General features: G+C 35.6%; 19 protein-coding genes and 1 tRNA gene. 12 read left to right on the forward strand and 8 right to left on the reverse strand.

Annotated features, from left to right (window positions below):
- Nucleotides 1-65: 65 nt before the first annotated feature.
- Together AAC084_RS11130 and AAC084_RS11135 are read right to left on the reverse strand one after the other, a co-directional pair.
- Complete coding sequence (locus AAC084_RS11130) at nt 66-1,217, reverse strand: FecR domain-containing protein (RefSeq protein WP_339840257.1); 1,152 nt, start codon at nt 1,215-1,217, stop codon at nt 66-68.
- 118 nt (nt 1,218-1,335) lie between these two features.
- A complete protein-coding gene (locus AAC084_RS11135; protein ID WP_339840258.1) occupies nt 1,336-1,896 on the reverse strand; it encodes an RNA polymerase sigma-70 factor in 561 nt (186 codons plus the stop codon).
- A gap of 260 nt (nt 1,897-2,156) precedes the next feature.
- Between AAC084_RS11135 and AAC084_RS11140 the strand changes: the two genes are divergently transcribed.
- From AAC084_RS11140 to AAC084_RS11170, 7 genes are all read left to right on the forward strand, one after another.
- Nucleotides 2,157-4,190, forward strand: coding sequence for a trehalase family glycosidase (locus tag AAC084_RS11140; RefSeq protein WP_339840259.1), 2,034 nt, complete (start codon nt 2,157-2,159; stop codon nt 4,188-4,190).
- A gap of 25 nt (nt 4,191-4,215) precedes the next feature.
- Nucleotides 4,216-7,245: an aminotransferase class III-fold pyridoxal phosphate-dependent enzyme gene (locus AAC084_RS11145; RefSeq protein WP_339840260.1), complete on the forward strand. Its 3,030-nt coding sequence runs from the start codon at nt 4,216-4,218 to the stop codon at nt 7,243-7,245.
- Nucleotides 7,246-7,266: 21 nt separating this feature from the next.
- A complete protein-coding gene (locus tag AAC084_RS11150; protein ID WP_339840261.1) occupies nt 7,267-10,401 on the forward strand; it encodes a glycoside hydrolase family 2 TIM barrel-domain containing protein in 3,135 nt (1,044 codons plus the stop codon).
- A 141-nt stretch (nt 10,402-10,542) separates the two neighbouring features.
- The gene (locus AAC084_RS11155) at nt 10,543-11,850 is read left to right on the forward strand and encodes an APC family permease (protein WP_339840262.1); all 1,308 of its coding nucleotides are present in this window, start codon (nt 10,543-10,545) and stop codon (nt 11,848-11,850) included.
- Between the two features lie 306 nt (nt 11,851-12,156).
- Nucleotides 12,157-12,597, forward strand: a complete 441-nt coding sequence (locus tag AAC084_RS11160) for a DsrE family protein (RefSeq protein ID WP_339840263.1) — start codon at nt 12,157-12,159, stop codon at nt 12,595-12,597.
- Between the two features lie 303 nt (nt 12,598-12,900).
- On the forward strand, nt 12,901-15,198 hold the full coding sequence (locus tag AAC084_RS11165; RefSeq protein ID WP_339840264.1) for a DNA topoisomerase 3: 2,298 nt from the start codon (nt 12,901-12,903) through the stop codon (nt 15,196-15,198).
- Between the two features lie 50 nt (nt 15,199-15,248).
- On the forward strand, nt 15,249-15,698 hold the full coding sequence (locus AAC084_RS11170; protein ID WP_339840265.1) for a cytochrome c oxidase assembly factor Coa1 family protein: 450 nt from the start codon (nt 15,249-15,251) through the stop codon (nt 15,696-15,698).
- Nucleotides 15,699-15,906: 208 nt separating this feature from the next.
- Here AAC084_RS11170 and AAC084_RS11175 read toward each other — a convergent pair.
- Nucleotides 15,907-15,979: transfer RNA gene (locus tag AAC084_RS11175), tRNA-Met, on the reverse strand.
- 192 nt (nt 15,980-16,171) lie between these two features.
- Here AAC084_RS11175 and AAC084_RS11180 point away from each other — a divergent pair.
- The 4 genes from AAC084_RS11180 (at nt 16,172) to der (ending at nt 20,737) form a co-directional block, all read left to right on the forward strand.
- A complete protein-coding gene (locus tag AAC084_RS11180) occupies nt 16,172-17,536 on the forward strand; it encodes an alanine/glycine:cation symporter family protein (protein ID WP_339840266.1) in 1,365 nt (454 codons plus the stop codon).
- The gene (gene era / locus AAC084_RS11185; RefSeq protein ID WP_339840267.1) at nt 17,523-18,407 is read left to right on the forward strand and encodes a GTPase Era; all 885 of its coding nucleotides are present in this window, start codon (nt 17,523-17,525) and stop codon (nt 18,405-18,407) included. Before AAC084_RS11180 ends, era begins: the two co-directional genes overlap by 14 nt.
- Nucleotides 18,408-18,649: 242 nt before the next feature.
- The gene (locus AAC084_RS11190; protein ID WP_339840268.1) at nt 18,650-19,381 is read left to right on the forward strand and encodes an acetyltransferase; all 732 of its coding nucleotides are present in this window, start codon (nt 18,650-18,652) and stop codon (nt 19,379-19,381) included.
- A 51-nt stretch (nt 19,382-19,432) separates the two neighbouring features.
- A complete protein-coding gene (der, locus tag AAC084_RS11195; protein WP_339840269.1) occupies nt 19,433-20,737 on the forward strand; it encodes a ribosome biogenesis GTPase Der in 1,305 nt (434 codons plus the stop codon).
- A gap of 70 nt (nt 20,738-20,807) precedes the next feature.
- Here der and AAC084_RS11200 read toward each other — a convergent pair whose 3' ends face one another.
- From AAC084_RS11200 to AAC084_RS11220, 5 genes are read right to left on the reverse strand one after another with little or no spacing between them, the layout of a single operon-like run.
- Nucleotides 20,808-21,596, reverse strand: a complete 789-nt coding sequence (locus AAC084_RS11200) for a TPM domain-containing protein (protein WP_339840270.1) — start codon at nt 21,594-21,596, stop codon at nt 20,808-20,810.
- Nucleotides 21,577-22,014: a TPM domain-containing protein gene (locus AAC084_RS11205; RefSeq protein ID WP_339840271.1), complete on the reverse strand. Its 438-nt coding sequence runs from the start codon at nt 22,012-22,014 to the stop codon at nt 21,577-21,579. Before AAC084_RS11205 ends, AAC084_RS11200 begins: the two co-directional genes overlap by 20 nt.
- 7 nt (nt 22,015-22,021) lie before the next feature.
- Entirely contained in the window at nt 22,022-22,621 is a 600-nt protein-coding gene (locus tag AAC084_RS11210; protein ID WP_339840272.1) for a LemA family protein, read from the reverse strand.
- 10 nt (nt 22,622-22,631) lie between these two features.
- On the reverse strand, nt 22,632-22,961 hold the full coding sequence (locus tag AAC084_RS11215) for a MerR family transcriptional regulator (protein WP_339840273.1): 330 nt from the start codon (nt 22,959-22,961) through the stop codon (nt 22,632-22,634).
- Nucleotides 22,961-23,938 (reverse strand): M23 family metallopeptidase, encoded by a 978-nt coding sequence (locus AAC084_RS11220; protein ID WP_339840274.1) that lies wholly within the window; start codon nt 23,936-23,938, stop codon nt 22,961-22,963. The genes AAC084_RS11215 and AAC084_RS11220 overlap by 1 nt, the downstream gene beginning before the upstream one ends.
- A 104-nt stretch (nt 23,939-24,042) precedes the next feature.
- Between AAC084_RS11220 and alaS the strand changes: the two genes are divergently transcribed.
- On the forward strand, nt 24,043-26,658 hold the full coding sequence (alaS, locus tag AAC084_RS11225) for an alanine--tRNA ligase (protein ID WP_339840275.1): 2,616 nt from the start codon (nt 24,043-24,045) through the stop codon (nt 26,656-26,658).
- Nucleotides 26,659-26,792 lie beyond the last annotated feature (134 nt).

Raw genomic sequence — 26,792 nt, forward strand, 5'->3', positions numbered from 1 at the left:
TTAATAATGCTCGGGGATGGAGCTTTAAATTGTCCACATCTAAACTCCATTCCCTTTTTTTAATGTTACTTCACTATAATTTTTTTACCTACTGTTTCAAATTTTGCTTCATTAGTATTTTCTATAATTAAAAGTATCTCCTCTAAGTTTTGTTTTTTATTGAATACGCCGTTAAATTTTAGATTATTAACTTTAGTGTTTTCGATTAGCACCTCTATATCGTACCAGCGCGAAAGTACCAGCATGATTTCGTTTAGGGATTTGTCCTTAAAACTGAAGAATCCACTTTTCCATGAAATTGCGTTGTAAACATCGACTTGAGCAACATTGATTTGTTGGGTTTCTAAATTCATCTGTGACTGTTGCCCTGGTGATAAGTTTTCAGAATTCGAGCCGCTTTTAATCAATACTCTACCTTCAACTAAAGTGGTAGCAATAAAGGCATCTTCTTTATATGCCTTAATATTGAATTCTGTTCCCAGAACGTCTATTTCCTGTTCGTGGGTAGAGACCAAGAAATGGCTATCATCATGTTCTGTACTAGGGGACACCTCAAAATAGGCTTCTCCATAAACGAGTTCCACTTTTCTTGGCACTTTGGAAGTAAATGAAACTGGATAGCGAAGTTGCGTTTCAGAATTCAACCAAACTTTTGTGCCATCGGCAAGGGTGATAAAAAATTGCCCTCCTCTTGGAATAGTAAGAACATTGTAGGCTATAGTATTTTCGTCAAGTTTTGTACCAGTCTTATAAACTAGTTCTTCTCCATTACTTGAAAGGTTATTAGCATTAAAGTGTTCGCCCTTACCCAGAATGACATTAGAACCATCTTCAAGAGTCAATGTCGCCTTATCGGTTCCTATTTTAATTGCGTCTTTTTCTACAAGTATAGGTGTGTTTTGAACCTGTTGCTTTTCTTTAATAAAAAAAGGTAATGCACCTAGAATAAAGATGGCGGCAACGGCTGCTGCATATTTCCAGTAGTTTGGTCCGTTTCCGTTGTTTTTATTAGATTGAGGTTTTGAGTTCGTTTTCGCCGAAATTTCTTCCCACCCTTTTTTAGAATCCACAGCATCAGGAAATTCCAGATAGTTTTTCTCTACTTGGGCAAAATATGCTCGGTGGCTATCCGATTCTGAAAACCATTCTTCAAAGAGGAGTTCTTCCTCTTTGGTAAGTGTATTGTTCAGTTTCTTTACAATGAGTTTGAACTCCATAGTTATGTTTAACTTATAACTATGACAACGATATAATTGAAATGGGTGACAATAAAATGAAGAAAATGTAAATAAAGTGTTATTTAAAAATGAATAAAGTAATATGTACCTACCTTTATTAGTATATTAATATAAGAATGAGTACGGTATTGAGAAGTTGACCAATCTTTATTTTTGCCCGTTTTAATTGAGTTTTTACTGTATTCACAGAAACATCAAGTTCTTCTGCAATCTCAGCATATTTATAATTTTCAAGGTATTTTAGTTTAACGATTACTTGCATTTTCTCAGGTAAGGAATTGATAATTTTCAAGACCTGATTGTAGATTGTTGTTTTATCCACTTCGAAAAGATTTTCAAAGTTGTAGTCATTGTCAAGCATCGCATGTAGCTCTAAAACATGTGAATTGTCTGTTATTTTTATAGATTTTAAAAGATTTAGGCTCCTATTTCGAACCATGGCGTAAAGATATCCTTTTAAGGAAGTGTTAATTTCAATAGAATCTGCTTTTTCCCATAAGGTGATAAAAACATCTTGCACCATATCTTCGCTTCGACTTCTATCAAAAAGATAGCCATGCGCATATCTAACCAAATCTTCATAAAATTCATCAAAGAGTTTTTTGAAGACAAAATGGTTTTTGTTTTGTATTTCCTTTAAAACAGAATTAATTTCCAAAATAGTTTGGTGATAATTTACAACGCTATGTAAATGTAGCGAATCATTAGTTCTTCAAAAATCTAGAGAATTAATCATTAATAAGTTATTTTTTTGAATTTTTTGTCCTCTAGAATTAAAATCGATTTTTTTTGTACATTGCACTCGTCCACATAAAAGCAACTCCGTTTTTCAACAGATTGCAACTTCCGCTATTTTTTAAAATTATATCTAAAATAGATTTCTTCAATTAAGATTTCTATGGGGATTAAATCTTTAACATGATGGACAAGAAAAGCATATTTACGGTTATTTTAGTTTTTTCATTAATTTGCTGTAAGCAAAATGAGGTAAAGAAAATAGAAAAATCGATTGATACAGATTACCTCGCATTTTCCAGTAATAGTTTAAATTTCAAGGGAGCGCCGCAAGCTAAAACAGATAGGGATATGTTGATGTTTTCTGATCAAGGAGCATGGTTTTCCTATGGCTTACCTGATTCTCTGACGACCTACGGTGGTTTTTCGGGACCCTTTTTGATGACCCAAGAAAACGGGGTGTGGATTAGTCCTAATTTAATGCAGCTAAAACTTTCCTATAGCTCGGATGAAACTAATATCATGAATTGGGAAAACGATTTGGTACATCAAAAAAGTTTTGCTAGTCATCTTGAGCAGACCTTTAAAAACGATAAACTAAGTATTAAACAGTATTTGGTTTTTACTTCTGGGCATACCGCCATGCAACGTATTACGATTACCAACAACTCAGATAAAGATCTTACGCTCAATTCTAGTTTTTCAGGAAATTTATACAATTCAGGAATTCATGTTTCTAAAGAGAATGGGTCGATTAAACTAGAATCGTCTAAAAGTGATGCTATAGGCTATGTGCAATTGCTCAATGAGCCCAATGATATTTTTGTAAAAGATAGTTTGTCTTATGAAATAAAATATCAGACTTTGGTTTTGCCATCCAAGAATTCCAAAGAAATTACAATTTCACAAACATTTATTTTTCCTGAATATTCATGGAAAAAGGAACAACAAGTCATTTCTAATATCAATTTTGATTCTGTTTTGAATGCTCGAAAACAAGAAAAGAACCACCAACTAAAAGCATTAATTGAAAATAGAAAACCACAATTCAGGGATGATAAATACGCTAAAGTATTGGCTAAGGCCCACCTTACGCTACAAAACAATTGGCGCATAGCCGCAGGGGAACTAAAACATCAAGGTTTGTTTCCTAGCTATCATTATGAATGGTTCCATGGTTTTTGGTCATGGGACTCTTGGAAACATGCTGTAGGCCTGTCTCAATATAATACAACTTTAGCCAAAGATCAAGTGCGAGCAATGTATGATTATCAAAATGAGGATGGTTTTGTTGTTGACTGTATTTATAGAGACACTACCATAGAACCCTTTAATTACCGAGATACAAAGCCTCCGCTTTCTGCGTGGGCCGTTGCGAAAATTTTTGAAAAAAATGCAGATTTAGATTTTATAAAAGAAATGTATCCGAAACTTAAAAAATATCATTTGTGGTGGTACAATAAGCGTGATCATGACCAAGATGGATTATGTGAATATGGTTCTACAGATGGCTCAGTTTTGGCTGCAAAATGGGAAAGCGGAATGGATAATGCTATTCGGTTTGATAATTCCCAGATTTTAAAAAATGGAGAAGAAGCCTATTCATTGAATCAGGAAAGCATCGATTTAAATGCTTATTTATATGCTGAGAAATTATATTTAATAGAACTAGCTAAAGCCTTAGGGAATAAGCCAGATGTTACCAGGTTCATTAATGAAGCAAAAATTTTAAAGATTGCCATTCAGAAACAGTTTTACGATTCGAAAGATGGATGGTTTTATGACACTAATTTAGAGGGTACCTCTTTTGTGAAAGGAGCTGGAAGCGAAGGTTGGATAGCACTTTGGGCTAATGTGGCTACACAAGAACAAGCTGAAACTATAAAAAATAAAATGATGGATCCCGAAAAGTTCTTCACTAAAGTTCCTTTTCAGACTATGGCCAAAGATCACCCAAAATTCGACCCTTTAAATGGGTATTGGCGAGGACCAAATTGGTTAGATCAAGCGTATTTCGGCATAAAAGGCTTACGAAACTATGGTTTTGACAAAGAGGCCGACAATGCTACCATAAGAATCATAGAGGGTGCACAGGGCTTATTGGAGGAAGGTGAAGCCATAAGAGAAAATTACCACCCACTTACAGGGGAAGGCCGTGAAGCTAAAAATTTTAGCTGGAGTGCGGCCCATATTATAATGATGCTTACCAAGGACTAATATTAGAAGTAAAGAGATTTATTAAATGAACTATAGCAAGTTGAACATAACAACGGCACAAGCAACAAGAATTGCCTGGGAGCTTTTTAAAATAAAGGGAAATGTCAAAGCACTACCCGGGGAACTGGATTTTAATTTTAAAATTGAGGACAAAGATGGTGGCGCCTACATCCTTAAAATATCGCGCCCTGATGAGAAGGAAAGTTATCTAGATTTTCAGCAAGATATATTGCACCATGTATCTTTAAACGCCAAAAATTTAATTTCTCCAAAAGTTATATTGGACTCTCAAGGCAACTCCATTTCAGAAATCGTCGATGATTACGGACAGCTTCGAAAAGTTAGACTCTTGTCTTGGATTCACGGTAGGGTGTGGAGTGGGGTAAACCCACAATTAGACGACCTTCGATATAGTTTAGGAGAGCAATGTGGTAAGTTGACCATGGCATTACAAGGTTTTGATCACCCCGAAGCACATCGAGATTTTGTATGGGATGTGGCTCAAGGGGCTTGGACCGAGGAGCATATACATTTATTTAAAGGTGAGGAAAAAGAAATTATTTCTTATTTTCAAACCATATTTAGACAGGCGAAACCTACTTATTCCCAATTAAGAAAGGCAGTAGTTCATAATGATGCGAATGATAATAATGTCATTGTTTCAATGGATTTAGTAGCTCCAAAAATGGTTTCTGCTATAGATTATGGGGACTCTGTCTATACCCAAATCATCAATGATCTTGCCATTGCTTGCGCATATGCCATTATGCACCACAATGACCCTCTACAGGCTGCCCTCCCAATTGTAAAGGGGTATCATGAAAATTTTGCTTTAACTCCGAAGGAACTAGAACATTTATATATTTCCATTGCCATGCGTTTGGTGATTTCCGTGACTAAATCGGCTATTAATAAAATCGCGGAGCCGGACAATGAATATTTATTGGTCAGTGAGGCACCTGCTTGGGAACTGTTGAAGAAATGGCGCCAGCAAAGTGCCGAACTTGCGTATTTTAGTTTTAGAGTAGCCTGTGGCTTTAATAGCCACCCTATGGAGGAGAAATTTAATATATGGGCAAGCGAGAATAACCTTAGTCTTTCCCAACTATTTCCAACAATTCAGAAAAATCAAGTTCATAACATTGACCTTAGCGTGTCCAGTAAATGGCTTGGGCACGAAAGTGATTTTAATGATTTGGCACTTTTTCAATTTAAATTAGACAAAATTCATAAGCAACACCCTGAAAAAATATTGGCTGGCGGATATTTGGAACCAAGGTCATTTTACACCTCTTCCATTTATGAAAAAATCGGGAATCAAGGTAGGGAAAGCAGAACCATACATTTAGGAATGGATTTTTGGTTGTCAGCAAATACGCCAGTCCATGCAATTTTGGAAGGGGAAGTAGTTGCAGCAGTATTTGATAATAGTCCTAAAGATTATGGAGGTTTGGTGATCTTGAAACATAGTGAAAAGGATTTGGTTTTTTATACTTTATATGGTCACTTATCCAAGCATAGTGTAGCAAAGCATAAGGTAGGGAGTCATTTAAAAATAGGTAGTCATATTGGTGATTTAGGTGAATCTACCGAAAATGGTAATTGGGTGTCCCATCTCCATTTCCAGGTAATGTTATCGGTTCTTGACTACAAGACTGATTTTCCTGGAGTCGCCTATTTTAATCAAAAGGAAGTTTGGCAAGGAATCTGTCCAAATCCAATGTTGATATTTAAAAACGAAAAATATCAATTGCATAGTGAAATTTCTAATGAAGAACTTATTTCATATCGGAAACATCATTTAGGAAAAAGCTTAAGCCTGCAGTACAAGGTGCCCATTAAAATGGTCCGCGGATCGGGTCAGTACTTAATTGACCAGTTTGGAAGAAAGTATTTGGATACGATGAACAATGTTGCCCATGTGGGTCACGAGCATTCAGAAGTAGTAAAGGCAGGTCAGGAACAGATGGCTTTGATCAACACCAATTCCCGTTATCTCCACGAAAATATTAACGAACTGGCCAAAGAGTTGTTGGAGACCTTACCACCAGAATTAAGTGTGCTCCATTTTGTAAATTCTGGCAGTGAGGCCAATGAGTTGGCAATCAGAATGGTAAAAGCTGCTACAGGAGAACGCGACATTATAGCTTCTGAAGTGGGTTATCACGGTAATTCAAATATGTGTATTGATATAAGCTCGTATAAATTTGATGGAAAGGGTGGAATAGGCGCTCCAGAACACACCCATATTTTTCCGCTTCCAGATGCTTATCGAGGTAAACATAGAGGTGAGAATACGGGTGAATTGTATGCTGATGAAGTTCAAACTCAAATAGGTGTTATCCATGAAAAAGGTCGTGGTGTTGGTGCATTTATTATTGAACCTATAATTAGTTGTGGCGGCCAAGTAGAGTTGCCGGATGGCTTCTTGGCAAGGTCTTATCAATATGTAAGGGAAGCGGGCGGACTCTGTATATCAGATGAGGTCCAAGTAGGTTGTGGTCGAATGGGGAAGACTTTTTGGGGCTTTCAATTGCACAAGGTAATTCCCGATATAGTCACGATAGGAAAACCTTTGGGTAACGGTCATCCATTGGCAGCGGTTGCCTGCACCCCAGAAGTAGCTGAAAAATTTGCCAATGGCATGGAATATTTCAACACGTTTGGTGGTAATCCTGTTTCATGTGCAATTGGTACAGAAGTATTGCGAACGATAAAAAAGGAGAGACTTCAAGAACATGCATTGGAGATTGGTGAATATCTAAAAGCAGAACTAAAAAAATTGGCTACTGAATTTCATATAATTGGCGATGTGAGAGGGCAGGGACTTTTCTTGGGGTTTGAGCTGGTAGATTCAGAAAAGAAGCCCCTTGGCCCACAAGCGGATTATTTGGCAAACAGAATGAAGCACCATGGCATATTGATGAGTACCGATGGACCAGATCATAATGTCCTTAAAATTAAACCCCCGTTGGTCTTTACTAAGGAAAATGCAGAGGAGCTTATTTTTTATCTAAAGAAAATTTTTGCTGAAGATTTTATGATTACCTATTAATTTTTAGAAATAATAATACTGATGAAACTACAACTACTACCTTTTGCTTTGGCGTTTGCCCTTTTTAGCTGTCAACAAAAACCATTGTCATCCGTTGCTGAGCAAGTAAACCATTATAATCATCAGATTTTTGAGGAAAACAAATTGTCCCCGAGAGCTACTTTTTTTGGTCTAGAAACTAAGGAAAACCTAGATAAAGAAAATTCAAGGCGCTTTTTGAATTTAAATGGCGATTGGAAATTCAATTTTGTCAAAGATCCCAAACAAAGACCCACTACGTTTCAAAACGTAGGTTTTGATGATAGTATTTGGGACACTATAGCAGTTCCTGCTAACTGGGAAGTGGAAGGTTATGACCATCCTATTTATTTAGATGAACGCTATCCGTTTGATACGCAATGGCCCAATGCTCCCACAGATTATAACCCTGTAGGTACTTATCGCAAGGAAATTTGGCTTGACAATGAATTTCTGTCAGAGGACATCATCTTACATTTTGCTGGAGCGAAATCTGCCATGTATGTATATGTCAATGGCAAATATGTGGGTTATTCCCAAGGTAGTAAGACACCAGCAGAATTCAATATTACAAAAAACCTATCTGTTGGAAAAAACCTGATTGCCCTGCAATTATTTAGATGGAGCGACGCCAGTTATTTAGAAAGTCAAGATATGTTGCGGATGAGTGGTATAGAAAGAGACGTTTATCTGTATAGCAGACCTAAAGTATTTGTCTCAGATTATTACGCATACACCAATTTAGATGACTCATATATGAATGGGGTATTTAAGGATACTGTTTTTATGCAAAACAATTCTGGCAACACAGTGAATAGATCTATAACAGTAGAACTAATAGATGGAGACAAATCAATTTATAAAACAAAGGAGTCAATCGAAATTTCTCCAGCATCCAAAGTTGCTTTTTCTACTGAAAAAATCATAAATAATGTAAAACAATGGTCGGCTGAAATCCCAAATTTGTACCAATTGGTCATTTCCATGGAAGACCCGAGCAATCATAAAAATAGTCAATTCATAAAACGAAATATTGGTTTTAAAAGGGTAGAAATAAAGAATAGTCAAATCCTTATCAACGGAAAGGCCATATATATTAGGGGTGTGGACAGGCACGAGACAGACCCATTAACTGGTCATGTTGTTTCAAAGGCATCTATGGAAAAGGATATTATGTTAATGAAACAAAATAACATAAATGCCGTTCGCAGTTCCCATTATCCTAACGACCCTTATTGGTTAGATCTTTGCGACACTTTTGGTTTATATGTGGTTGATGAAGCAAATATCGAAAGCCATCCGTTGGCCATTGATGAGGAAACTCAGATTGGTAATGAAATGAGTTGGTTGCCTGCACATATGATGCGTACCGAACGGATGTATTATCGCGATAGGAACCATCCGTCAATATATTCTTGGTCATTGGGTAATGAAGCTGGTGAAGGTGAAATTTTTAGAACAACTTACAAATGGCTTAAAGCACATGATGATAATAGAATAGTGCAATATGAGCCCGCAGGAAAAGAGGAATATACAGATTTGTATTGCCCAATGTACCCAAAACCCGAATACCTTATAGAACATGGAAAATCAGATTCGGACAAACCGTCAATAATGATCGAATATGCCCACGCCATGGGGAATTCAGTTGGGAACTTACAGGATTATTGGGATATTATCGAAAAATATCCCAACCTACAAGGTGGTTTTATATGGGATTGGGTAGATCAGAGTTTGGAATACAAAGATGAGGATGGTAAGGCATATTTTGCATATGGTCATGACTATCATCCCGACTTGCCAACAGACGGAAATTTTTTAAACAATGGATTAGTGGATCCATTCCGGAATCCTCATCCACACCTGTCTGAGGTAAAAAAGGTCTATGAACCAGTTCAGTTTAATTATTTAGGGAAGGGAAATATTGAAATTGAGAATAAAAATTTCTTTGCTGATTTTTCGGATAAAGAGTTAGAACTTAAAATCTTAAAAGATGGAAGCGAGGTATTTCATCAGTCAGTGAAAATATTGGATTTGGGTCCGCAGCTGTCCCGAAAAATCCATATAGAAAACTTTCCGAACAGTTTTAATTCTGGAAATGAATACATATTGGAAGTGAGTCTTGTTCAGAAAGATGGATCCTCTATAATTCCCGTAGGACACGAAGTGGCGTGGGATCAATTTGTGCTTCAAAAAGGAGATTTTGTTACCCCACAAAAGAAAACGGGATTACCCCTTACTATTATTAGTTCTGGCGATTCCATTGAAATAAAAAACGATAATGTTGACCTTATCATCAATTCTAATTCCGGAGAGATTATTTCATGGACCTTTATGGGGAAAAGAATTACGGAGCAACCTATACGTCCTAATTTTTGGAGACCCCCAACGGATAATGATTTAGGGAACGGAATGGATAAATGGGCCAAAGTATGGCAGGATGCTACATATAACTACTCAAGCAAATTGGTGATGGAACCGTACCAAGTGGAAAATGGCACTTTATATAGCGTCACCTATTCTCTGCCAAATGATATTGCCAATGTTGAAGTTGACTATAAAATAATGAATGATGGGAGTTTGAATATTAATTATCATTTTAAACCAAACCAAAAAAATCTTCCCGTAATTCCAAGATTGGGTATGTATTTAACATTGCCAACAGATTTCACGAGTATTTCATGGTATGGAAAAGGCCCTGCGGAAAGTTATTGGGATAGGAAAACAGGCGTTAAAACAGGTATGTTTAAAGGGGAAATCGAGGGGCAATTCCATAGGTATATGAGACCTCAAGAAACTGGTAATAAGACGGAAGTTCGATGGATGGAAGTTTCTTCAAATGAATTGACTCTAAATTTAAAAAGTAATGAGTTGTTAAATTCTAGTGTTTGGCCATTTACCATGAAAGAAATAGACTTTAATAGTGAAGATGCTGGAGTCTCAGCTTCCGGATTGGTTCCGGTAACCAAGAAACACGGGGCTGATATTAAAATTGGTGAAACGGTTCAATGGAATGTGGATCTGATGCAAATGGGTGTAGGAGGAGATAATTCTTGGGGGAGCCGGGTACATGATGAATATACGATTCAACCTAAGGCTTATAATTATTCGTTTTCTGTAAAGCCGATTTTGAAATAGGAGGGCTGAAGTTAATAAAGCACATATTTTCTTAAATGCTCAAAATAGGTGTTACAATTTATCATGTTTTAATTTCTAATGTATATCTCTGACAGATCTAGAGGTAAATTACAAAGCTGCAATACCATTCAAATTTATACAATGAACGAGAAAGAAGAGGAGTTAAAAAGAAATATAGGGACCTGGGGTCTTAGTGCTAATCTTATCAATATTATGATTGGTGCCGGGATATTTGTTTTACCTGCCATTGTAGCAGCAGGATTGGGTTCTGCAAGTATATTGGCCTATCTTTTTTGTGGATTGTTGATTTCTTTGGTGATGCTTTGTTTTGCAGAAATAGGGAGTAAAATAACCGATACAGGTGGGGCGTATGCTTATATTGAAGGAGCTTTTGGTAAGTATTTTGGTTTTATAGCTGCAGTACTTTTTCTTGTCGCTACTATATCTGCAGATGCTGCAGTGGCCAATACAATTATAGATATATTAGGTTCAATTAATCCTTTTTTTAAGGGAAGCATTATTAAAGTATTTTTTTTTCTTTTGCTTTTTTCGGGTTTAGGTTATATTAATATTATTGGTGTTAAAGAAGGAATACGATTGGTTAAGCTCATTACCATTGCAAAAATAGCTCCATTATTGGTTTTAATTTGTTTAGCATGGACCAAAGTAGACCTTGTAAATCTTGCTTGGGAATTCACACCAACGGTAATGGATGTCGGAGAAGTATCCTTAATACTTTTTTTTGCATTCCAAGGTGCAGAATCGGGGCTTTCGGTAAGTGGTGAAGTAAGGAACCCCAATAAAACTATTCCGCGAGCCATACTGATAAGCATTCTGGTTGTTTTATTATTATATATTCTAATCCAAACTGTTGCACAGGGAGTGTTAGGTGAAACATTAGCCGAATTCAAAGAAAATCCATTAGGAGAGGTGGCAAGCAATATTTTTGGCCCAATTGGTTTCACTTTGATAACTATCGGAGCAGTTGTGTCCATGTTCGGAAATTTGAGCAGTGAAATATTGAGTATGCCTAGAATGCTTTATCGGGCTGCAAAGGATAATGTGATACCGGTCAATCTTGCATCCCGGGTACATAAAAAATATGCTACTCCATATTTAGCAATCATTATGTACGTTGGTCTGTGTTTTTTATTTGCTTCTTTAGGCGGATTTAAGCAATTGGCGATTTTATCAAGCGCTTCAATTTTACTTATTTATCTTGGAGTAGCAATTGCTGTGATAAAACTGAGAAGTAAGAAGGAAGCGTCAGTTAAAAATCTCAAATCATTTAAAATCCCCGGAGGCTTGCTAGTGCCTATTGCGGCTATTGTTGTAATTCTATTTTTCCTTTCAAACTTATCTCGTAATGAATTGATTAGTATTGTTACATTTATTGTTTTCTTGTCTGTATTTTATTTTTTTATGAAAAAAATAAATAATAATAGATAGACATAAAAATGGTTTTTCACATTTAATATATCAAAAATCCAATCTTAAATATTTGCAACAAAACCTAGCTTCAAAGGCTACTATTTCTAGAGTTCAATCAATTTACAAGCTGTTTATTTCATATTAAATTTTAGTCTTAGCTATAGAGAAGTGGTAGAACTTATGGTTATCCGAGGTTCCTTGACCATTTGGTGGTCCAATGCAAGGGTAGTATGCAGGGTTCTAGTTTTTCTCATGGCTTAAATAAAGAATGGCAATTTAATTCTGTATTTTTAATTAAATTATGTATACATCAAAATAGAATTCATGAATAATATTTTCCGAGTCCTTTTAGTCGTTATTGTAATGGTTGCTACTACTACAGAAGTATATGGTCAAAAAAAATTAGACCAACAAGCCATAACAGATTTGCAAAAAACACCTAAGTATGCTTTTGTACTCACCACAGAAAGGCATTTTAAGGGAGTGCTAAGTATGTATGATCTGCTTATTGATAACGGTGTTCTAATAGAGGATTACGAAATTGTGGTCAAAGGTAAGGTGGTGACACAATTGGTCAAAAATTCTGAACTGGAGGAGTTTTTTCAAAAATATAAGGGAAAGGTCAAGGTAAGCGTATGCAGTGTAGCCATGGAAAAATTAGGCGTAGCGGAAGAGACGCTGTTTGAAGGTCTCAACGTTACCCCAACCGCTTCGGTACGGATGCTTCAATTGCAAGCAAATGGCTATAACACTTTGACGTATTAGATAAGAAGATATACCAAGAAGGAAAGAGACCTTAACTCTACTTTTTAGGATTGTTTTTGAGGAGACTCTTTAGCATCGAAATTATTTTTTACTAAATAAACTAAATCAAAATCTGCAGAGCAGCGTTTTATTAGCTTTGTTATGTACACTTTGCTAATTCAAACAATTTCTATACCTGTACAACTATAAAAGTCCACCTATTGTGAGTTTTCAATTCAAAAATAACTATAACTGCTTGAATCGCTATACTTCATATACTTTGGCTATGACCTATTTCCAGTTTTTTAATTTTCAGTACATAAAATGAAAGTCTGTATTGCAGAAAAACCATCTGTTGCAAGAGAAATAGCTTCCGTTCTTGGGGCTACCACCAAACATGATGGGTATTATGAAGGCAATGGCTATGCGGTAACATATACTTTTGGGCATCTTTGCACACTAAAAGATCCAAACGATTACAAGCCACATTGGAAAAGTTGGGATTTAAACAATTTACCAATGCTACCAGAACGCTTTGAAACCAAAGTATCTAAAGATTCTGGTATTAAAAAACAGTTTAAAATTATAAAACAATTATTTGATAAAGCCGATGTTGTTATAAATTGTGGTGATGCTGGTCAAGAAGGAGAGTTGATACAACGTTGGGTTTTAAATCAAGCTAATTATAAAGGTAAGGTTGAAAGGCTTTGGATTTCTTCGCTTACCACTGAGGCTATAAAAGATGGTTTTAAAAACCTAAAACCATCTGCTGATTATGATAATTTATATTACGCAGGTTTTTCTCGTGCTATTGGAGATTGGCTTTTAGGTATGAACGCGACACGTTTATACACTCTAAAACATGGAGGTTATAAACAAATGTTATCTGTTGGTCGTGTGCAAACACCAACATTAGCTATGTTGGTTAACCGGTTTAAAGAGATAGAAAATTTTAAACCGCAACCGTATTGGGAATTGCAAACGCTCTATCGCGAGACTTTATTTAGCTACGAAGAAGGACGTTTTCTTAAAGTAGAAGATGGAGAAAAACTAGCAAATATTGTAAAAGAACACGATTTCGAAATTGTTTCTACTATAAAAAAGGCAGGTAATGAATACGCACCTAAGCTTTTTGATTTAACAGGTTTACAGGTCTATTGTAATACTAAGTTTGGTTTTAGTGCTGACGAAACATTGAAGATTGTACAAAAACTATACGAACAGAAAGTAGTTACCTATCCTAGAGTCGATACCACGTTTTTACCAAACGATGTATATCCAAAAGTATCTGGGATACTAAAAAATTTAACCAATTATGCAGCCTTAACAGCCCCTTTACAGGGAAAAAAATTAAAGAAGACGAAAAAGATTTTTGATGATAGTAAAGTAACAGACCACCACGCAATAATACCAACTGGGCAGCAAATGAATTTGCAACACAACCAGCAACAGGTTTATAATATTATTGTACGCCGTTTTATTGCTGTGTTTTATCCGGATTGTAAAGTTTCTAATACCACTATTATCGGAAAAGCTGAAAAAGTAAAGTTTAAAACTACGGGAAAAGAGATCTTAGAAAAAGGTTGGCGTGTTGTTTTTGAAACGCCAAGTTCTTCGTCTAAAGAAGCTGGAATGTTACCAACTTTCGAAAAAGGTGAAAAAGGACCTCACGAACCTTCGTTTTTAGAAAAACAAACGAAACCTCCAAAACAATATACAGAAGCATCACTTCTTCGTGCAATGGAAACAGCGGGAAAACAGGTTGATGACGATGAACTTCGTGAGATAATGAAAGAAAATGGTATTGGTCGTCCTTCTACACGTGCTAATATTATTGAAACATTATTCCGAAGAAAATATATAAAACGAAATAAAAAGCAAGTAATCCCAACAGTTACGGGTATTCAGCTAATTGATACCATTCAAAATGAAATGCTAAAATCTGCAGAACTTACAGGGAAATGGGAGAAGCAGTTAAAGGATATTGAAAAAGGTACTTTTAGTGCTGGTAGTTTTATTAAACAGATGAAGCAAATGGTAGATAGTTTGGTTTACGAAGTTCGAAGTGAAACTAAAAAGGCTAATATTTCAGCTGTAAATAATAAACCAGCAACAGCTCCTAAGAAAAAAGCGGTTGAAAAACCTGCAGGGTTAACTTCTGAGGTTTGTCCTAAATGTAAAAGCGGAACGATTCGTAAAGGGAAATCTGCTTATGGTTGTTCGGAGTTTAAAAAGACGTGCGATTTTGTGATTCCATTTATATTTGAAAGTAAAACCATTTCAGAAAAACAATATATTAGATTGTTACAAAAAGGATCGACCGTAAATTTAAAAGGCTTTAAAATTAATAATACTTCAGTTGAAGGATTGGTTAGGTTTGATGAAAGCTTTAAGCTAAAGTTAGAACCTAAAAAGGGCAAAGTACAAGTAAAGAGTGCTTCTGAAGAAAATAGTTGTCCGAAATGTAACAAAGGCACCATTCTAAAAGGAAAAACGGCTTATGGTTGTAGTGAATACAAAGCAGGTTGCGATTTTAGATTTAGTTACGATTCTATTCGAGAAAAAGCAAAAGGACAGCCATTAACCAAAGACTTGGTTTTTAAAATATTCAGAGAAAACTAAATGTTTTGGTGTTCCTGTAAAAGTGTTAATTGAAATGAGTCAAGGAGTCAATGAGTAATGAATTAATAAATGAGAAAGGTTGGTTCAAGAGAAATTGGAAATGGATAATCCTAGTTTTCTTATTGTTCTGGTCATTTATATTTTTCATAACCTCTTCTGGTTTAGGTGGTCTATTGGGTGATTATGGAAAAGCTTATGCTGATTCAACATTTTACACCGTTCCACTTCAGAAAGTTCAAAGCAATAGTAGGGTAAGAGAGATATTGGGAGAAATTGAACCTATGGGTAAGATGTCTATTTTGAATGGGGCGATTGACTATTCAGAGGATAATAAATCTGTCAAATCCACTATTAAAATATTTGGGGAAAATGGAAAGGCTATGCTTGATATTTCAGCAGAATGGATTAATGGTTTTTGGGTGTATAGTAAAATCAATGTTAGAATTAAGAATCCACCAGAAATTAGAGAGGTAATTCCAATTTTAAAATCAATTGATTAACTATTAGTGAAAGATTTAAAAGTTCTAATAAAATATTAGTTGAGAGTATGTTGTAGTTCGATAAGTTCAAGTAAAGAACACAATAAATTTCGCTCTACAGAAAAGTCGAAAGCTCTTTCGTCCTAAAAGGTAATTACATCCTTAAAATTAGACATAAAAAACGGCTTGTGCGAACACAAACCGTTAGTTTAATTGGCCTAAGCCTTTGTAGCGGGGACTGGACTCGAACCAGCGACCTTCGGGTTATGAGCCCGACGAGCTACCTACTGCTCTACCCCGCGATATGGGTTTTCATCTTACTTGTTGTTTTGCAACTTCAGTTCATTACGCTGACAAGATGGGCGCTACTATTTGTAACGGGCTGCAAATATACAACCAAATTATTCTAATTTCAAAACTTATTTAAAGAATCTTTTCAAAGTCAGTTGCTAGTAAAAAACATAAAATCCATAACTTCGAATTTTTAGCAATTTATGGATACAATTAATGATTTTATAGCAAGTGCACTTCCTTATACGGAGTGGCCAATGTTTCTTTTGCTAATTGGCGGTGGCCTATTTCTTGTTTTTTATTCCAAATTTATGCCTTATCGCTTTTTTGGCCATGCCATAGCGATTACTGCTGGTAAATATGATGATGAAAATTCTCCAGGAGATGTCAGTTCTTTTCAAGCTTTATCTGCTGCGGTCGCAGCCACGGTTGGTTTAGGGAATATATCTGGTGTAGCTATTGCTATTCATGATGGAGGTCCAGGGGTTGTTTTTTGGATTTGGATGACCGCTTTAATTGGTATGTGTATAAAGTTCTATTCGTGTAGCTTATCTATAATGTATCGTGGTACAGATTCAGATGGTAAAATGCAAGGTGGGCCAATGTATTATATAACCAAGGGGTTGGGTGAGAAAGCTCGGCCATTAGCAGTTTTTTTTGCTGTTTGCGGTCTATTTGGGTTTTTAGGGGTTTTTACGGCAAATCAGTTTACTGAAACTTTTATGAGTGTCGTTGAACCGTCATCTACATTATTTGAAATGAGCGATGAGAATTGGAAATGGTCGATAGGTATTGTGTTGGCAATCATTACTTCTTTTGTGATTTTTGGTGGGTTGACTAAAATAGCCAAAGTAGCTTCAGCTGTTGTGCCTTTTATGGTGGCGCTGTACTTGGTTGCTGTATTGGTAGTAATGGCATTGAATTCAGAGTTAATTCTTCCTTCGTTAAAAATGATTGTTACAGAAGCGTGGAATTTTAAATCTTTGGCGACTGGCGGATTTTGGGGTCTTGTAATTATAGGAGTTCGAAGAGCTATGTTTTCTAATGAAGCGGGCTTAGGTAGTGCGCCAATGTATCATGGTCAATCCAAGAATAAGGAGCCAATTCGTGAAGGCTTGGTTGCCATGTTGGGTCCGTTTATTGATACCATTTTGGTATGTACTTTTACGGCAATAGTTATAATATTGAGTGGTGCTTATTTAGAAGATGTAAGTGGTATAGTGATGACATTATCTGCTTTTGAAACTACATTGTTTGGTTGGGGAGATGTATTACTGATGGTTATCGTAACTGCCTTTGCTCTGTCTACATTGTTTACCTACTCGTACTACGGAGTAAAATCGCTTTCGTTCTTAACAAATGCGAAAATAGGGCGCCTTTATAACTGGTATTTTGTTATTATGATTGTATTTGCGGCAGTTGCTTCATTAGATTTAGTGAAGAATTTAATTGATTTGTCTTATGCCCTTATGGTGATACCGAATATGATTGCCGTACTTTTGTTGGCTCCAAAGGTAAATGCGGAAATGAAAAAATACTTAATTAAGTTAAAGGATGGCAGATCATAAGGCAGGCTTCGTAAATATTATTGGTAACCCCAACGTTGGTAAATCTACACTGATGAATGCCTTTGTGGGAGAAAAATTATCCATAATTACATCAAAAGCACAAACAACACGACATCGAATTTTAGGAATCGTCAATGGAGATGATTTTCAAATGATTTTGTCAGATACTCCTGGTATCATTAAACCAGCGTATGAGTTACAGTCAAGTATGATGGGTTTTGTGAAATCTGCATTTGAAGATGCTGATGTTCTTTTATACATGGTTGAGATAGGGGAAAAGGCTCTTAAAGATGAAGCATTTTTTGAAAAGATTAAAAATAGCAAAATTCCTGTTTTATTATTATTGAATAAAGTAGATACAGCTACGCAAGAATTATTAGAAGAACAAGTTCAGTATTGGCAAGAAATGTTGCCTAATGTAGAACTACATCCTATTTCAGCATTATCAAATTTTAATGTTAAAGGAGTTTTTGAACGTATTATTGAATTAATGCCTACTGCTCCAGCTTATTATCCGAAAGACCAGTTAACTGATAAGCCTGAGCGATTTTTTGTTAATGAAACAATTCGTGAGAAAATCCTTTTGAACTACAAAAAGGAAATTCCGTATGCCGTAGAAATAGAGACAGAGGAGTTTTTTGAAGATGAAGATATTATTCGAATGCGATCAGTTATAATGGTTGAGCGTGATTCTCAAAAGGGAATTATTATTGGTCATAAAGGGGCTGCGTTAAAACGTGTTGGAGTTGAATCTAGAATGGATCTCGAGAAATTTTTCGGCAAACAAGTTCACCTTGAGTTATACGTTAAGGTGAATAAGAATTGGCGAAGTGATTCAAGGCAATTAAGACGTTTTGGATATAATAAATAAAAATAAAGTCTTAAAGTACACAGTCTACTACTGCAATTTTTAACCTATCAACATATGTTGATTGATTTTGGCGGATTTATTCAAAATTTTTACTTCCTAATAATCAAATGATTATCGTCGGAGTGTGCGATATATTGACTTTTTAAATAAAAAAATTATCCTAATAACGTTTTACATTATTCAATTAGAAAAGATTGTATTACATTTGAATCATCGATAAAGTGCATAAAAACCCCGATGAAATGCAGAATGTAATTATATTTGGAGCCTCTGGCCATGGAAGTGTTGTTCTAGATTGTTTAGAGAAAGAGGGGAAATATAATGTGATCGGTTTTATTGATTCATATAAGAAAAAAGGTTCAAGAATTAATGGGTATCAAGTTCTAGGTAGTGAGTTTGATCTTCCATATTTAATCAATAGATTTAATATAACTGGTGGTCTTGTTGCTATTGGTGATAATTGGATTAGAAAACTCATCGTAGATAGAATAATCAAAATAATTCCGAATTTTAATTTTGTAAATACAATTCATCCCAAAGCTATATTAGGTAAAGATGTATTGCTGGGATGTGGAAATGTATTAATGCCCGGTGCTATAATTAATGCTAATTCCGTTATTCATGATTTTTGTATAATAAATACCAATTCTTCATTAGGGCATGATGGTATTATGGAATCTTATTCAAGTCTGGCTCCTTCAGTGTGCAGTGGCGGAAATTTATTTCTTGGTCAATTTACAGCGGTGAGTTTGGGAGTTAATATTATTAATGGAATTGAAATTGGTAAACATTCGGTTATTGGGGCTGGGTCTTTAGTAGTTGAAAACTTTGGCGATAATATAGTTGCTTATGGTTCACCAGCTAAGGTTATTCGAAAGAGGGTAATTGGAGAACCATATTTATCAACATCAAAAAAGCAACAACTTCCAGAGTTAAAAAATCTTCAAAAGGTTAGATCTAATCTCTCTATTTAAGTTTTATTGTATTTGCCACTTTAAGTACTACCTTTGCGCCAAATTTAAGCTATGAGTGCTATTGTTGCCATTGTAGGAAGACCTAATGTAGGTAAATCTACTTTTTTTAATCGATTGATTCAGAGACGTGAAGCTATTGTTGATGCAGTCAGCGGTGTTACGCGTGATCGTCATTACGGAAAAAGTGATTGGAACGGCAAAGAGTTTTCCATTATTGATACTGGTGGTTATGTTCTAGGTAGTGATGATGTTTTTGAAAAAGAGATAGATAAGCAAGTAGAATTGGCAATTGAGGAAGCCGATGCCATTATTTTTATGGTCGATGTTGAAACCGGGGTAACCGGGATGGATGAAGATGTTGCAAAATTACTACGAAGAGTTAAAAAGCCAGTTTTCTTAGCGATAAACAAAGTTGATAATGCAAAACGTGCAGAGGATGCTGTTGAGTTTTATTCATTAGGATTAGGAGAATATTATACGCTTTCAAGTATAAATGGTGGTGGAACTGGAGAGTTGTTAGATGCTTTAGTTAAGGAGTTGCCAGATGTTGTTGAAGAAAAAAGTGAATTACCAAGATTTGCAGTAGTAGGTAGACCAAATGCAGGGAAATCCTCGTTTATAAATGCACTTATTGGTGAAGAAAGATATATAGTTACAGATATTGCAGGTACAACTAGAGATAGTATTGATACAAAATATAATCGATATGGATTCGAATTCAATTTAGTTGATACTGCTGGTATTCGTCGTAAATCTAAAGTAAAGGAAGATTTAGAATTTTATTCTGTAATGCGTTCGGTTAGGGCAATTGAACATTGCGATGTTTGTATTTTATTGCTGGATGCTACTAGGGGTTTTGACGGTCAAGTTGAGAATATTTTCTGGCTTGCTCAACGTAACCATAAAGGAATAGTGATTCTAGTGAACAAGTGGGATTTGGTAGAGGATAAAGAAACCAATACCATAAAACACTATACCCAAAAAATCAAAAAAGCGATTGAACCATTTACAGATGTTCCGATTCTTTTTGTTTCAGTACTAACGAAACAACGAATTTTTAAAGCAATAGAAACAGCTGTTGAGGTATATAATAATAGAAACAAGAAAATCATTACACGTAAGTTTAATGAAACGATGTTACCGATAATAGATCATTATCCGCCACCGGCGTATAAAGGTAAGTTTGTTAAAATAAAATTTTGTACCCAACTACCCACACCTTATCCTCAATTTGCGTTTTTCTGTAACCTTCCTCAATATGTTCGGGAGCCTTACAAGCGTTATTTAGAGAATAAGATTAGAGAGGAATATGATTTTACAGGAGTGCCGATTACGGTATTTATGCGTAAGAAATAATTATAATTTGTAATTAATAAATAACCCCTAAAAGTAAATTTACTTTTAGGGGTTATTTATTTTAATGTGTTTACCATCCACCAGAGGCGCCACCGCCGCCGAAGCCACCGCCACCAAAACCTCCGCCGAATCCACCACCGCCAAAGCTTCCGCCTCCGCTACTGCCGCCGAATCCGCCAGAACCATTTGAACGGCCCATATTGCTTAGTATAATCATATCCCACATGCTTAAACCTCCGCGTTTTCCGCCGCTGCCGTTGTTGTTATTTTTTTTATTCCAAAGAATAAATAGGATAACTATGAAAATTATAAAAGGTAAAAAGGAAGAAAAGGGAAATCCTTCACTAGTGCCAAAGGTTCGTTCTTCTTTAAATTCACCATTCAGGACTTGAAAAATAACATCAGCTCCCTTATCTAAGCCACCATAGAAATTACCTGTTCTAAATTCTGGGAGAATAATGTTTTCAATAATTCTTTTTGATAGGGCGTCGGTTAGTGAGCCTTCAACACCATAACCAGTATTTATAGCAATTTTCCGGTCATCCTGCGCTAAAATGATTAAAATACCATTGTCTTTTCCTTCTTGGCCAATGCCCCATTTTTGCCCCCAGTTTGCTCCCAAATAATTAATGTCTTCACCTTTGGTGGTTGAGATAATAGTAATCACTATTTGTGTAGAAGTGCTGTCAGAATAACGTACTAGTTTTTGGCTTAGCGACTTTTTTTGTTGGTCGCTTAGTAGATTCGTATAGTCGTAAACACTTGTTTGTAATGCAGGCTTTTCAGGAATCTCAAATTGACTCCAGACTGGTTTGCACCAAAATAAAAGAATAACAAGGCTAACCTTTAGATATCTCATTGCTTAATTCGTTGGTGTCATTTGAATGCCAAGGAAAATGGCTATTCAATTCTGTACCGGCTTTTAAAACACCAGCTATAATACCCTCTTTGTATGCTCCTTTAATAAAATAGTCTTGAATTGTGTCTTTAGTTGTCTGCCAGAAATCTGCAGGAACTACTTTGTCAATTCCCTTATCACCACAAATAACAAACTTTCTGTCATTTACGGCCACATAGATAAGTACGCCATTTTCTTGCTTGGTATTATCCATCTTCAGTAAGTGGAAAACTTCTTGAGCACGTTTGTAATGGTCTTTTCGGGTATGTGCTTCAATGTGTACCCTAATTTCACCAGAAGTGTTTTTTTCAGCCTTTAAAATAGCGTTAACTATTTCTTGCTCTTCTGTTACGGTCAAAAAATCTTCTACTTTAGACATCTATGAATTAATCAAAATCAAAATTTACATCTGGTGCATTTTCAGAACCTGAATCGGCTTTGTAATATGCTAATTCATCAAAGTTGAATATACCTGCTAATATCGAATTTGGGAATTTTTTGATATGTAGATTATAAGGTTCAACCGTTGCATTAAATCTATCTCTAGCTACGTTTATTCGATTTTCAGTGCCTTCTAATTGTGATTGAAGCTCAAGAAAATTCTGGTTGGCTTTTAAATCAGGGTAACGCTCTACGGTTACCAATAATCTACTTAAAGCACTGCTAAGCCCACTTTGCGCTTGATTGAACTGAGCTAATTGTTCTGGGGTGATATTAGAAGGGTCAATGCTAACTGAAGTAGCTTTTGCTCTTGCTTCAATGACATCGGTCAATGTTCCTCTTTCAAAATCGGCCGCCCCTTGTACTGTTTTTACCAAGTTACCAATTAAGTCATTTCTACGTTGGTATGCGCTTTCTACATTAGCCCAGGTTTTGGTAGAAGTTTCTTTTAATGCTATAGCAGTGTTATTGAATCCTACGCCCCATTGGTATAATCCGAATCCTAAGACTACAATGACTATTAATGCAATAATTCCTTTTTTCATAATGGTTGTGTTATAATTGGTCTTTAATTTTATTTAGTTCGGCTTTTACACGTTCTAGTTTTTGAATGATATCAAAATTCGAAAGAGTTTTTTGCTTTTCTTCTTTAAGATGTATTTTAGCTCCGTCAAGGGTAAATCCTCTTTCTTTTACCAAATGGTAAATAAGCTGAAGATTTTTAATGTCTTGGGGTGTGAATTTTCTATTGCCCTTAGCATTTTTTTTAGGCTGAAGTACATCAAATTCTTTCTCCCAAAACCGAATTAATGAGGCATTGACTCCAAAAGCACGGGCTACTTCGCCAATGCCGTAATATCTTTTTTCAGGAAGTTCTATTTGCATTAATCCAATGATTGGTTTTCTTGATTAGCGAATTTCAACATATTCTCAAATTCTTCTGGTGATAAACTACCATAGTAGAAATTCATGGGGTTGATTCTGTCATTATCTTTCCATACTTCATAATGTAAGTGCGGAGCTTCAGAGCGGCCTGTGCTACCTACAAAGCCAATTAGGTCGCCACGTTTTACTTTTTGACCAGATTTTACATTGTATTGGCTTAAATGTGCATAAAGACTCAAATAGCCGTACCCATGCTCAATACGTATGTGTTTGCCATACCCCGATGAATTATTATCGGCACGAGTAATCTTGCCGTCACCAGAAGCATAAACAGGAGTTCCTTTTGGTGCTGTAAAGTCCATGCCGTAATGCATCTTTCTTGCTTTAGTAAAAGGATCTGACCTCCAGCCATAACCAGAAGCCATACGTTTAAGGTCTTCATTGTTTATGGGTTGAATTGCAGGTATAGACATTAATAATTTTTCTTTTTCTTCGGCTAATTTTGTGATTTCATCCAATGACTTAGATTGTATGGCTATTTGCTTTTTTATAATATCTAGCCTTTTTGTAGTAGATACTATCATTTCAGAATTGTTAAAGCCTTCTAATGATTTATAACGATTAATTCCTCCAAACCCTGCTTTACGTTGCTCGTCTGGTATTGGGTTAGCTTCAAAATATAATCGGTAGATATTGTTGTCTCGATCTTCAATATTCCCTAGAACCTCTTCAATTTGTTCCATCTTTTTATTCAATAGTTCATATTGAAGTTCGTAATTTTTTACTTCACGAGATAAAGAAAGTTCCCTAGGTGTATTAACGAGATTGGTGTTTAAAAGAACGATAAGTGCTAAAAATCCAAAAAGGCATGATCCCAAAATAAAGAAAGTTATATTTCTATAACGCTTAGATTTTTGGGGCTCTATTTTACGGTACGACAGGGTATCCGGGTCGTAATAGTATTTTACCTTAGACATGAATGTAATTTATCCTATTTTTGTGATTTAATTTTAACGGAACAAACAAATATAAAAATAGTTTTATATAAACGGTTAAAATTTGTAAAAGCTTAGCATTTTAGATGAATTCCAAGGATACAAGAACCCAGTTTTTAAATTTTTTCAAAGGTAAAGGACATAAGATCGTGCCTTCTGCCCCAATGGTCATAAAAGATGACCCAACCCTACTTTTTACAAATGCGGGGATGAACCAATTTAAAGAATATTTTTTGGGTATCAGCCAATCTAAGAATACACGGGTAGTTGATACGCAAAAATGTTTAAGGGTTAGTGGTAAGCATAATGATCTAGAAGAGGTTGGTAAAGACACGTATCATCATACGATGTTCGAAATGTTGGGTAACTGGAGTTTTGGTGATTATTTCAAAGAAGAGGCGATTACTTGGGCTTGGGAGTTATTAACAGACGTTCTAAAAATCGATAAGGACAGTCTTTATGTTTCTGTATTTGAAGGAAGCGAAGATGCCGATAAATTGGATAAAGACCATGAAGCTTTTGCTTTATGGGAAAAAATTGTTCCTGCAGATAGGATTATCATGGGGAATAAAAAAGATAATTTCTGGGAAATGGGAGACCAAGGTCCATGTGGGCCATGTTCAGAAATTCATGTAGATATTCGTTCAAAAGAGGAGAAAGCCAAAGTTTCTGGTGCTAGTTTGGTCAATCAAGATCATCCGCAAGTCGTAGAAATTTGGAACTTGGTTTTTATGCAGTATAATAGAAAAGCCAATGGTTCTTTAGAAAATTTACCATCGAAACATGTAGATACAGGTATGGGCTTCGAACGTCTTTGCATGGTTTTACAGGGAGTACAGTCAAATTACGATACCGATATTTTCACGCCATTAATTCGTGAAATTGAAACTATTACCAATTCTAATTATGGTAAAAACGAAGAAGTTGATATTGCAATACGTGTTATAAGCGATCATATTCGTGCGGTATCTTTCTCTATTGCCGATGGGCAATTACCTAGTAATACAGGTGCAGGTTATGTGATAAGAAGAATTCTTAGAAGAGCTGTGCGTTATGGTTTTACTTTTCTGAATACCAAAGAGCCTTTTATGTATCGTTTGGTAAATGTTCTCACCAATTCTTTAGGTGATGCTTACCCAGAGTTGAAAGAGCAAAAACATTTGATAGAAAACGTAATTAAAGAAGAGGAGTTTTCTTTTCTAAAAACACTTGATCAAGGCTTGGTCTTACTTGATACCATTATAGCCAACACAAAAGGTAAAACTGTTGATGGGGGTAAAGCATTTGAATTGTATGACACCTTCGGATTTCCGATTGATTTGACTGCATTGATTTTAAGTGAAAAAGGCTATGAATTGGACGAAGCTGGTTTTGATAAAGCCATGCAGCAACAAAAGAGCAGATCTAAATCTGCATCGGTCGTTTCAAAACAAGATTGGGAAGTGTTATTGAATGATAACGAACAAGAATTTGTGGGTTATGATTTACTCGATGTTGAGGTTAAGATTACCAAGTACCGTAAAATAGTTTCAAAGAAAGATGGAACCCAGTTTCAGTTGGTTTTTAATCTAACGCCGTTTTACGCAGAAGGTGGTGGTCAAGTAGGGGATAAAGGATATTTAGAAGATACTCATGGTGATGTCGTTTACATAACCGATACTAAAAAAGAAAACAACGAAATCATTCATTTTGCCAAGAACTTACCTAAACATTTAGGAGAAAGTTTTAAAGCGGTAGTAGATAAAAAGCAACGTAGTAGAACTGAAGCTAATCATACGGCAACACATTTATTGCATCAAGCCTTGCGTGAAATTTTAGGTAAACATGTTGAGCAAAAAGGCTCTTCAGTACACTCTAAATATTTACGTTTCGATTTTTCTCATTTTGCTAAACTGACTATAGAGGAACTACGCGATGTTGAGAATTTTGTAAATGCACGAATTGATGGGCAATTACAATTGCAAGAGCAACGAAATGTACCGATGAAAGATGCAGTAGAAGCAGGTGCGATGGCATTGTTCGGTGAAAAATATGGGGATGCGGTTCGGACTATTAAATTTGGACAATCTATCGAATTATGTGGAGGTACACATGTAAATAATACTGGTGATATCTGGCAATTTAAAATTAAATCAGAAGGTGCCGTAGCAGCAGGTATTAGAAGAATAGAAGCTATTACTGGTGATGCGGTTAAAAACTTTCATATAGATAATGATAAACTTTTGTCTGAAATAAAGGTTGTTTTAGGAAATTCTCAAGACCCTGTAAAGAGTGTTGTTGGTTTGCAAGAAGAAAATAGCAATCTTAAAAAGCAGGTTGCCGAATTATTGAAAGACAAAGCAAAGAATCTTAAAGGCGAATTGTTACAGGAACTTCAGGAAGTGAACGGGGTACAGTTTCTTGCCAAACATATCGATTTGGATGCAGGTGGAGTAAAAGACCTTTGCTTTGAAATGGGTCGCAATAAGGATAATCTATTTTTATTGTTTGGAGCAGAACAAAATGGGAAAGCATTATTATCATGCTACGTTTCAAAAGAGCTTGTTTCATCTAAAGGTTTAAATGCAGGTACTATAGTAAGAGAATTAGGTAAATATATTCAAGGTGGCGGTGGTGGCCAACCATTTTTTGCGACAGCAGGGGGTAAGAATCCTGCAGGTATAAGCGAGGCTTTGGAAAAAGCTAAAGAATATCTTCAATAAATTTATTTGAACTGTTGTTTTGAATGAGTGGAGATTGATTCTTTATTTTGTAATTCTATTAAACTAAAATTTAAGACTATCTTCAAAATGTAGATAGAAATACTTTAATGCTATACATTGAAGTTGCTATATAA

Origin of the sequence: uncultured Maribacter sp., from assembly GCF_963977385.1 — a bacterium.
Taxonomy (GTDB): domain Bacteria; phylum Bacteroidota; class Bacteroidia; order Flavobacteriales; family Flavobacteriaceae; genus Maribacter.